At 30.0% G+C, this 9,508-nt stretch carries 8 protein-coding genes, 9 tRNA genes and 1 pseudogene; 3 read left to right on the top strand and 15 right to left on the bottom strand.

From position 1 onward, the window contains the following. The 3 genes and pseudogenes from UDIV_RS04585 to UDIV_RS02890 form a co-directional block, all read left to right on the top strand. Positions 1 to 460, top strand: a pseudogene (locus tag UDIV_RS04585) (phosphate ABC transporter permease PstA); the annotation flags it as partial. A gap of 80 nt (positions 461 to 540) precedes the next feature. Next, entirely contained in the window at positions 541 to 1,443 is a 903-nt protein-coding gene (gene pstB, locus UDIV_RS02885; RefSeq protein WP_465242698.1) for a phosphate ABC transporter ATP-binding protein PstB, read from the top strand. Positions 1,444 to 1,461: 18 nt separating this feature from the next. Continuing rightward, on the top strand, positions 1,462 to 2,121 hold the full coding sequence (locus tag UDIV_RS02890) for a PhoU domain-containing protein (protein ID WP_038103119.1): 660 nt from the start codon (positions 1,462 to 1,464) through the stop codon (positions 2,119 to 2,121). 414 nt (positions 2,122 to 2,535) lie between these two features. Here the strand turns inward: UDIV_RS02890 and UDIV_RS02895 are convergent. The 15 genes from UDIV_RS02895 to UDIV_RS02965 form a co-directional block, all read right to left on the bottom strand. Continuing rightward, positions 2,536 to 2,611 (bottom strand) — tRNA-Phe (locus UDIV_RS02895). A gap of 1 nt (position 2,612) precedes the next feature. Beyond that, positions 2,613 to 2,688: transfer RNA gene (locus tag UDIV_RS02900), tRNA-Asp, on the bottom strand. Positions 2,689 to 2,690: 2 nt separating this feature from the next. Beyond that, positions 2,691 to 2,767: transfer RNA gene (locus UDIV_RS02905), tRNA-Met, on the bottom strand. A 69-nt stretch (positions 2,768 to 2,836) separates the two neighbouring features. Beyond that, positions 2,837 to 2,929: transfer RNA gene (locus UDIV_RS02910), tRNA-Ser, on the bottom strand. 97 nt (positions 2,930 to 3,026) lie between these two features. Further along, a tRNA-Ile gene (locus tag UDIV_RS02915) sits at positions 3,027 to 3,104 on the bottom strand. Between the two features lie 5 nt (positions 3,105 to 3,109). Beyond that, a tRNA-Met gene (locus UDIV_RS02920) sits at positions 3,110 to 3,186 on the bottom strand. Between the two features lie 3 nt (positions 3,187 to 3,189). Next, positions 3,190 to 3,266 (bottom strand) — tRNA-Pro (locus UDIV_RS02925). Between the two features lie 56 nt (positions 3,267 to 3,322). Further along, a tRNA-Arg gene (locus UDIV_RS02930) sits at positions 3,323 to 3,399 on the bottom strand. A 3-nt stretch (positions 3,400 to 3,402) separates the two neighbouring features. Beyond that, positions 3,403 to 3,477 (bottom strand) — tRNA-Cys (locus UDIV_RS02935). A 118-nt stretch (positions 3,478 to 3,595) separates the two neighbouring features. Further along, the gene (locus UDIV_RS02940; RefSeq protein ID WP_038103121.1) at positions 3,596 to 4,387 is read right to left on the bottom strand and encodes a TIGR00282 family metallophosphoesterase; all 792 of its coding nucleotides are present in this window, start codon (positions 4,385 to 4,387) and stop codon (positions 3,596 to 3,598) included. A 238-nt stretch (positions 4,388 to 4,625) separates the two neighbouring features. Then, the gene (locus UDIV_RS02945) at positions 4,626 to 5,147 is read right to left on the bottom strand and encodes a hypothetical protein (protein ID WP_038103122.1); all 522 of its coding nucleotides are present in this window, start codon (positions 5,145 to 5,147) and stop codon (positions 4,626 to 4,628) included. After that, complete coding sequence (locus UDIV_RS02950) at positions 5,125 to 5,715, bottom strand: hypothetical protein (RefSeq protein ID WP_038103125.1); 591 nt, start codon at positions 5,713 to 5,715, stop codon at positions 5,125 to 5,127. The genes UDIV_RS02945 and UDIV_RS02950 overlap by 23 nt, the downstream gene beginning before the upstream one ends. Next, positions 5,657 to 6,349 (bottom strand): hypothetical protein, encoded by a 693-nt coding sequence (locus UDIV_RS02955; protein WP_038103127.1) that lies wholly within the window; start codon positions 6,347 to 6,349, stop codon positions 5,657 to 5,659. Before UDIV_RS02955 ends, UDIV_RS02950 begins: the two co-directional genes overlap by 59 nt. A 429-nt stretch (positions 6,350 to 6,778) precedes the next feature. Continuing rightward, positions 6,779 to 7,714: an ABC transporter permease gene (locus tag UDIV_RS02960; protein WP_038103129.1), complete on the bottom strand. Its 936-nt coding sequence runs from the start codon at positions 7,712 to 7,714 to the stop codon at positions 6,779 to 6,781. 2 nt (positions 7,715 to 7,716) lie between these two features. Then, the coding region (locus tag UDIV_RS02965) for an ABC transporter permease subunit (protein WP_051749492.1) at positions 7,717 to 9,508 on the bottom strand (1,792 nt) is incomplete at its 5' end.

The raw sequence follows: 9,508 nt of genomic DNA on the forward strand, positions 1-9,508 counted from the left end.
TCCTCTTTATTTAACTGCTGGTTTATCATCATCAAGAGTTACTACTCTTCTTAATCCAGGGCAAACACTAACAACACGAATTTATGCTCAATTATATGAGAATAATGCAATTGTAGCTAAAAATATAATGTATGAATCTGCGTTTATTACTTTTGTTTTAGTTATTGCTTTAATTATTGTTGCTCATATACTAATTCCTTATTATGATCCTTTTAAAAAGAAAATTAAGAATTGATTAGAGAAATATAAATTATATAAAGCTTTTCCTAATAATGAAAATATAGTAGCTTTAAGAAAACAAATATATATGAACCGATTATATCTTTCTCATACTCAAGCAGCTGAGATGAATTATAATGAACAAAAACATAAAGTAGCTAAAATCGGTTATAAGTTTTATAAAATTAAATATTTAAGTGATGAAGAGATGAGTGCATTAGAACTTAAGATTAAGGAGTAATTATGAGCGAGAATAAAAAATTAACTCAGGTTTATGATTTAGAGCAAAACAAAAACCTAAATGATTTAGAGCCTGCTCAAATTGCTATTGAACTAAATAAACTTCCATTCTTTAAAGCTTTCTTTAAGAAACTAAAATTATCAAAAACTAAAAAAGAAGAGTTAAAAGCTTATTTAGAAAAGAAACGAAAACAAGTAGACCAACCAAAAGTTGATTTTAGTCCTGAAAATGTTTTTGAAGTACGAAATTTCAATTTCTGGTATGCTAATCGATCTAAACATGTTCTTCATGATATTAATATTGATATTAAAAGAAATAAAGTAACTGCTTTAATTGGTCCTAGTGGGTGTGGTAAATCTACTTTTTTAAGAAATCTTAACCAATTAAATGATTTAATTGATGGAACAGATTCTGAAGGAGAAATTTATTTCTCTGGAATAAATACTCGTTCTAAGAAGATGTCAGGACTTGAGTTAAGAACAAGAATTGGAATGGTTTTCCAAAAACCAACACCATTTGAAATGAGTATTTATGATAATGTTGCTTATGGACCTAAAAATAATGGTATTAAAGATAAAAAAATCCTTGATGTAATTGTTGAACAATCACTCAAAGGAGCAGCATTGTGAGATGAAGTTAAAGATGATTTAGATAAAGTAGGAACTGCTTTATCTGGGGGTCAACAACAAAGATTATGTATTGCAAGAGCAATCGCTCTTGAACCTGAAGTTTTATTAATGGACGAACCAACTAGTGCATTAGATCCAATTGCTACTGCAAAAATTGAAGAACTAATTTTAGAACTTAAAAAGAAATATTCAATTATTATTGTGACCCACTCAATGGCACAAGCTCAACGAATCTCAGATCAAACTGTTTTCTTTTATCAAGGATGAGTTGAAGAAGTGAATGATACAAAACTATTATTCACTAAACCACAAAAAACAAGAACACGAGATTATGTATACGGAAAAATTGGTTAATTTTAAGAGGTGAATATTATGGCTACAAACTACTCAATGTTAAAAGAATCTCAAAGTTATTTATTTGATGCTTTTAAAAGCTTCTTTAAAAAGGTTATTGAAAATCAAGAATTATTATATAACCGTCTTGTTGAAAGTGATTTAACATTAAGTGAAATTTATGATGAAACAGCTTTTTTAGAAGAACAAGTTAATCTACAATATTCAGATATGATTGATGAATGTATGTGAACAATCCAAAAGGATCAACCAAGAGCTGGTTATTTACGATTCTTTATAGCTGTTATTAACTCAGTTAAAGATTTAGAAAGAATCTCAGACCATGCTGAAATCATTGCTGACTACTTTTTAGAAACAACATTCACTGATAATCAAAAAAACCAATTCTTAGAACGATTTAAAGATTCTATCGATCGAATGAAAATCCTTTATAGCTTCTTTAAACAAAACAATATTTCTGCTGATGGTGTTGAAGAAATTAAACGAATTAGAAGTGAATTCTTTAACCAAACAAATAATGTATCTGTAGCTCTTATTTCACATCAAGCAGACAAAAATGATGATGATAGTTCTAAGCATATTAAGCTAATTTTGATGTTTAGACATATAGAAAGAAACATTGAACATTGTATCAATATTATCCAAAATTTCGGTAATATTCATATTACTAGCAAATAAACTACTAAAAGCAAGACAAGAATTAATAATTTTTGTAAATTTATTGATATAATAAAATGGGCTAGGATAAAATCTAGCCCATTAAATCATTTATAAATAGCTCGTATACAATATTATTTCTTATAGCTTGTATTAATGTATAACAATTTAAATATACATTTAGTTTATATTTTCATTACATACCTTTTTGTATAAATTCTAACTTTATACCTCTTATTAAATATAAACATATCTTTCTAAGCTAATAGTTCATAATAAATTACTTCTTTCTTCTCTTCAAAAGAAGTAACAAATGATTTATAAAAAATAGGGTGTTAAACCAGCTTATTAATGGGCTGGTTTTTTTATTTTAGTTTAAGCTATTAACCACAGGAAAAAACCAGGTTTACACCTGGCTTTTGCTTATATTACTAATGGTGGCTTCGGGCAGAATCGAACTGCCGACACACGGATCTTCAGTCCGTTGCTCTACCGACTGAGCTACAAAGCCGTGGCGGTCCTGACGGGAGTCAAACCCGCGATCTCCTCTGTGACAGAGAGGCATGTTAATCACTACACTACAGAACCAATGGTTGCGGGAGAGGGATTTGAACCCCCGACCTCCAGATTATGAGCCTGACGAGCTACCAAGCTGCTCTATCCCGCGATGAAAACTAATTGTTAATAATTATATGGTATGAATCCATAAATCACTAACAAAAAGTTGGTAATTTAATGGCGGAGAAAGAGGGATTCGAACCCCCGCTCGGCGCAAACCGACTCTCAGTTTTCAAGACTGATCCCTTCAACCGGACTTGGGTATTTCTCCAAAAGGATTGATTCATAACCATATAATTATAACATAAAGCTAAGTGCTTATTCAAATAATTAAAGTTTAATGAACCAATAGATACTTCTATATTCAATGGTGCTTCTAACAGGACTTGAACCTGTAACCAACCGATTATGAGTCGGGGGCTCTAACCAAATTGAGCTATAGAAGCAAATATGGTGGCTGAACAGAGAGTTGAACTCTGAACCTCACGGGTATGAACCGTGTGCTCTAACCAGTTGAGCTATCCAGCCACATGGTCGGGAAGACAGGATTCGAACCTGCGACCCCTTGGTCCCAAACCAAGTGCACTACCAAGCTGTGCTACTTCCCGATGAAAAAATCACTATCATAGTTATTTGCTTATATAGTGAATTTATAGAAATTTAATGGCGCACCCTACAGGAGTCGAACCCATAACCTTCTGGTCCGTAGCCAGACGCTCTGTCCAATTGAGCTAAGGGTGCATATGGAGGTGCCAGTCAGATTCGAACTGACGAATAAGGAGGTTGCAGCTCCTGACCTTACCACTTGGCTATGGCACCATCTAAAATTGCCTTATTTTAGTTATTATAAACTAATTATAAGTGGTTATTACCATACAACAAGCGTAAAAACACACATAAAATAATAGCAAAATTAGAAAATTATGTCAATATAAAATTAATTTTCATATATGACAATTGGTTTAATATTTATTGGCTTTCCAGATGTATCATCAAACTCCACTAAACTAGAGCAAAATACATAAGATTCTTCACTTGGAATCATTTTAAAAGCTTTAGTAGAATCTCTAAAACGAGCAATAATATTTTGGGGTTGAGCACCTATTACACTATTCAATGCCCCACACATCCCTAAATCAGTTTGATATGCTGTATTATTAAAGATTCTAGCATCATTAGTTGGTATATGAGTATGTGTTCCATAGATTAAATTAACCTTAGAACTAAAATCTAAAAATAAAGCATTCTTTTCAGCTGTTGTTTCAGCATGAAAATCAACTATATGGATTAAAGCATCATTATGTTTAATAATTTCATCTAATGCTTCAAATGGATTAGTTTGTAATCCATTCATATTAATTGATGAACCTAATAAGTTAGTAATTCTAATAGCTATCTTATTAATAACAAAAACTATAGAACCTTTTCCCTTTTTACTAAAATCACTTTTTAGATCAATATTATATGGTCTTATGATTCGATCACAAGTTTCAAAGATTTCAAAGATCTCTGGGTTATCTCATGTATGATTACCCATAGTTATACAATCAACACCAGCATTAATGATTTCTTCATAGTGTTTTTTAGACAACCCACGTCCGTGGGTTGCATTCTCTGCATTAGCTATAACAAAATCAATTTGTTCTTGTTTTTTTAATTTGGGTAGTTCATTAAAAACCGCCCGTCTACCTTGTCTTGAGAAGATATCTCCTATTACTAATATTTTCATAATTCTATCCTCTCTTATTAAGAATCTTAATTGTATAGTTTATTAAATAGTACATTAAATTATTAGGTTTGTTGAATTAAAAGGGTAAATGAAAATGGAAATTTAGGTTTTTAAGAAAAAATTTATAAAATTTGTTAAAGTAAAAAATAATTAAGTTGGTTTTGATATCAAATAAAAAACCAAACCCATCGCTAGTTTAATACTAGAAATATAAATTTGATTTTTTTGGTAAAAATTATTATTTTTTAGGTAAATTAACAACTAGGTTTTCTGAACTTAATTTAACATCAATATAATCAGTGTCTTCTTTTTCGTAAGAAACAGTTTTAAGATAAACTTTTGTCAACCCTTTTCCTTCAACCTCTGAAGCAGGGAACTCTAAATTTATCGGGTCAGTGTTTTCAACACTAATATCATCTATACTAAATAAACCCTCAGAATTTTCTTGGTTATCCTTTGCAAAGATTAGTGAAGCATTGTATCCGATTGCATGTTCTTCAAATTTAATTTGGAATTGATATTTATCACCAACTTTTTTAGCAGTAACCTCTTTTACTCCATCAGCAAATGATGGTTTTGCTTTTCTGATTGGATCATTATCTCTTTTCTCTTTTTCAGGATCATAATCATGAGGATTATAATGAACATGACCAGAATTAGAACCACTATTACGTCTTGGAGAAGATGGTTTAGCAACTGTTTCTTTTGAATCTCCAGTTTCTTTAGATTTATCTCCTTTATCTGGGGGGGGTAGTCGCACTATTGCTGCTATCAGTAGTTGAACCAGAATCGCTAGATGTAATTTTTCCTTCTTCTTTTAATTTTTTATAAAGTTCTTCAAGTTGTTCATTAGCACGTTTAAGAGCGTTAATTGCAGCGATTGATAAATCATAATGGGGAGCACTTTTTGTGTCGTATTTCTTAGTTTTTTTAACATCGCTTCAGAAATATCTATATAATCGATCTACAATTCTATTATATTCATCTTTTCCAACTTGCATCATATAATTGCTTTCTAATGCATACAATGCTGCCATTCAATATAATTTAACAAGATATTCAAATTCATTATCATCTTTTTCACCAGGATAAAATGGTTTTTCAGGATCATATTCTCACTTAGTGAATCAATTAAACTTAGCATCTGGGTCAGAGATACCTAAAAATTTAGTTTTTAAGTGGTCATAAATTACGCCTCTAGCTCAATATTTGTCGACAAATTTTGGTAAATGTACAGCTGGATCAAATATTTCTTTAGTGTATGCACTTTTAGATGGTTTTGGTTTTTTGGTTTTTTGGTTTTGGTTTAGTTTCTTTTTGTTTACCACCTTGAGTACTTCCACCACTTTGACCAGCAGTCGGATCATCACCTTGAACTTGCGGTTGAGCAGCTAAAGTTTTTGGTTTTTCTAATTGTATTTTTTGATCACTTACTTTAGTTGCTAATTCAACTTTAACTGGCTTTGTATCTTCTTTTGTTTGATAAAGACTAACTGATTTAACTTTATAGTCCATTTTGTCGTCTAAATTACTAAATTGAACAGTCACTTTTCCATTTTTAACAGTTCCGAATTCAGATGTAATTGTATTTGAGTTTGTTGCTACAACAGGTGCATTCGATGTTGCTGTTAGTTCTACCTTAACAAACTTGTTATCTGCGTTTGTAATGTTTAATTTAAGCTCGTATTTATTGTCCTTTTTTGTTAATTTAGTGTCAGAGTCTAAACTAACAGTTGATTTTTTAGGTTGAGTAACTGGAGTTGTTTGCTTGCTTCCGCCTGTTTTAACAACAGTTTTTGGGTCAACATCTTTTGGTGTTGTAGGATTAGTTTTCTTTATTGTCCCATCTTTTCCGCCTTCAGTCCGGCATGAAAAAGCTAGAGCACTAATCCCTGCTGCAACTAGTGTAGTGCCTAGTGCAATAGAGAGTCACTTTCTATGCTTCATTTTGTTCATTTTCATATAGATACCTTTTAATTTCAAATTATTTGTAATTATAAACCCATTACAATATAGAAAAAGAAGGTATATCACTATGAAATTTTATATTTTTTATATTATAAAAAACAATAATTTTTTAATTGATTTTGTCTATTTTTTATCTTGTTTTAAAAGCTAATTAATAATTGATTTAGCCTAAATTGATTTTGTTAATTGCTTAGTTTTTAATTATATTGATCTTAAACTTATTTAACTTTTTAAGGAAATGAATAATAATCTACTAAGCTACACTTTTATCAGTATAACTCTATTAATAATAAGTTAAATAAGCTACAAAACTAATCTATATATAGTATATATTATAGTTAGATAATCTTAAAATATAACAATTTCATATTATAAAGCAAACAAAAAACTACTCTGCTAATCAGAGTAGTTCTATTTTTTATTTTATCGTTTTGATTTATCAAAGCCCATACCCAGGTTTTTAGGAGCAATCGAGTACTTACTGAATGCAACCATAGCAACTAAAGTAATTAGATATGGTAATAATTTACCAACTTCTTGTGGAATGATATTAGCATTGACTTGGCTAACTGTTTTAGTAATAATAGCAAAGCAAATAGAAACAGAAATTAATAAAGGAATTCTTCAAGTTCCTGCAATTAAGATTGCAAGTGCTAAGAATCCAGCTCCATTTACACTTCCTCTAAACCCAGCTTGGGTTGAATAAACAAAGATCCCCCCAGCAAGTCCAGCTAAAAACCCACTAAAGCTTAAAGCAATTCATTGGTATTTATAAACATTAATCCCTTGGGCATCTGCTGCATTAGGGTTTTCACCAATAGCAGTTAGTCTTAATCCAAATGGTGTTTTCTTCATCATTACATATAAACCAGAAGCAATAATGATAACAGCAGCTAGAATTAGTAAACTACCAATATAAATAGCAGTAGTTCCATCACCAATTCTTAATAAACCACTATATTCTGATGTTAGTGTTGTTTTATTATCAATTTGTTGTCCAACAGTGTTTGTTAAAAAAGTAAACACTCCTGTAGAAAGTAAATTAATAGCAGTTCCTGCAATTGTTTGATTGGTTTTTAACTTGATTGTTAAAAACCCAAATAGCATCGTAATTGGAATTGTACACACTCCAGCTAATAGTAGTGGACCAATAAAGGTTTTTTCAGTATCATAGGTTGTTCCCATGTATTTATAAATGATAGTGGCAAATAAAGCAAAGAAGAATCCACCACAAATCATCTGACCATCGATCCCGATGTTTACAATTCCTACTCGTTCACTAAAATAACCTGCTAGTGAACCTAGAATTAATACCGCAGCAAATAAAGCGGATTCATTAACTAATGATAACGTTGGCATTGTTAATTAAGCTCCTTACTTACTGGATTTAGTTTATTGAGTTGGTTTGTTTTAGCAGCTAATAATCATTCGTTTATTAAGTTCTTTTCATTTTCATTTAGTTTTAGTTTATTAGCTCTAATTGTTGCTTTTTTATAGAATGCTTCTATTTTGTTTAAGCTTGGTTGTTTTTGATATTTCTTTAATAAACTATCAACATTATTAGTTTCATTTGCAAATTTATCTAATTCATTAATATATGCACTTCTACATTTGTTTCTCTTATTAAGAATTTGGTTATAAACTCTATCTTTTTTAGCAAAGTATTGTTCAATAGTATTAGTGAATTCAGGATTATGATCTTTTTTATTAATCTTATTTAAAGTAATAATTTCTTCTACTTCTTGATCTAAGATTTTATTAACATATTGATTTAATTGATTATTTGTTGCAATTAAAGCAATTTCATCATTTGTTTCTAATGCATCAATATGATCAATAATTAATCGATTATCTTTATCTTTAAGTGTAGCTAAGAATGCTTTAGTATTATTTAGATCTCAAACTGGTTTTTGATCAAATTCAGCTTTAAATTGTTTAAAAGCTTCATAGTTAACATCTAAGTTCATTACATATTGACTTAAGTGTTGATCTTGTAGTTTTTGTAATAATGCTTGTTCAGCATAGATTTTATCTTTATATTTTGATAAGTGTAAAGCACTCTTGTTTTCAATTCGTTTTAAATGAGCGTTAAACTTTCGTTGTGCTTCGATTTCAGGGTAGTAAACTAGTTTTGCTTCTTCAATTAAGATATGCTTTTTAAATTGAGCAAGCTGATAAGTAGTTTTATTTAAATATTCTTCATAGTATTTAGCTAATTGGTCTTTATAGAACTGATTAACAACAACTAAAGCTTTTTGATAAGTTTGTTCAGCTAAATGATAGTTTATATGATTTGGATGTTGTTTAAGTTGTTGATATAGTTTTTTAAGTTTTTGGTGGTATAAATTTAAATTCTTTTTATTTTCATTATATAAAGCTTTATATTCAGCTAAAGTAGCTGCAGAAACATTTTCATATTCCTTATATAAATCTTTTGCTTTGTAAGAAGAGAATAGTTGGTATGCTCAATAAACTGGTGAGATTCTTTCAAAGAGCACAAACATTGCAGCTCCTAACATCACAAAGGAAATAATGATTCCTGAGATATCTTGTGGGAAACTTCCCCCTAAGTTTTCAGTTGATTGTTGTAATAGACCCATTAAGAATGAAACTGGGATTGTAGCTAATGGATGAGTTTGAGCAATTAATCCAATTGCAATCCCATCAAACCCTTGTAATGGTAAGATGTCATTTGATTGAGAAATAGTAATAGCATTACTTGATGTAGCTGTATAGTTAACCATCGCTAATGCTCCAGCTAAAGCACCAGAAATAGCAAATGTTGATAAAGAAATTAGTTTTGTTTTATATCCTGCATACTGAGCAGCAGAGAATGATTTACCAACAGATAAGATCTTATGTCCAAAAACAGTATATTTAAGAATAATAAACACAATAACTGATAATGAAATAAAGATTAATAGAGCAAAGATAAATCCATAAGTAAATGTAGTTGATTCTCCACCTACACCTACTCCTTCAAATGATCCTAATTTAGTTAATGAATAATTATCAGAAAATTGAATTGAACTTTGTCCAATTTGATTAGGGTTTGGATTATATATTTTGTTTTGAGCTGTAAACACAACATATCGTGTTACAAAGAAAATAATCCAGTTTAATAAAATAGCACTTAGTACTTCATTAATTTTT

This window comes from Ureaplasma diversum NCTC 246 (assembly GCF_000731915.1).
GTDB lineage: Bacteria > Bacillota_I > Bacilli_A > Mycoplasmatales > Mycoplasmoidaceae > Ureaplasma > Ureaplasma diversum.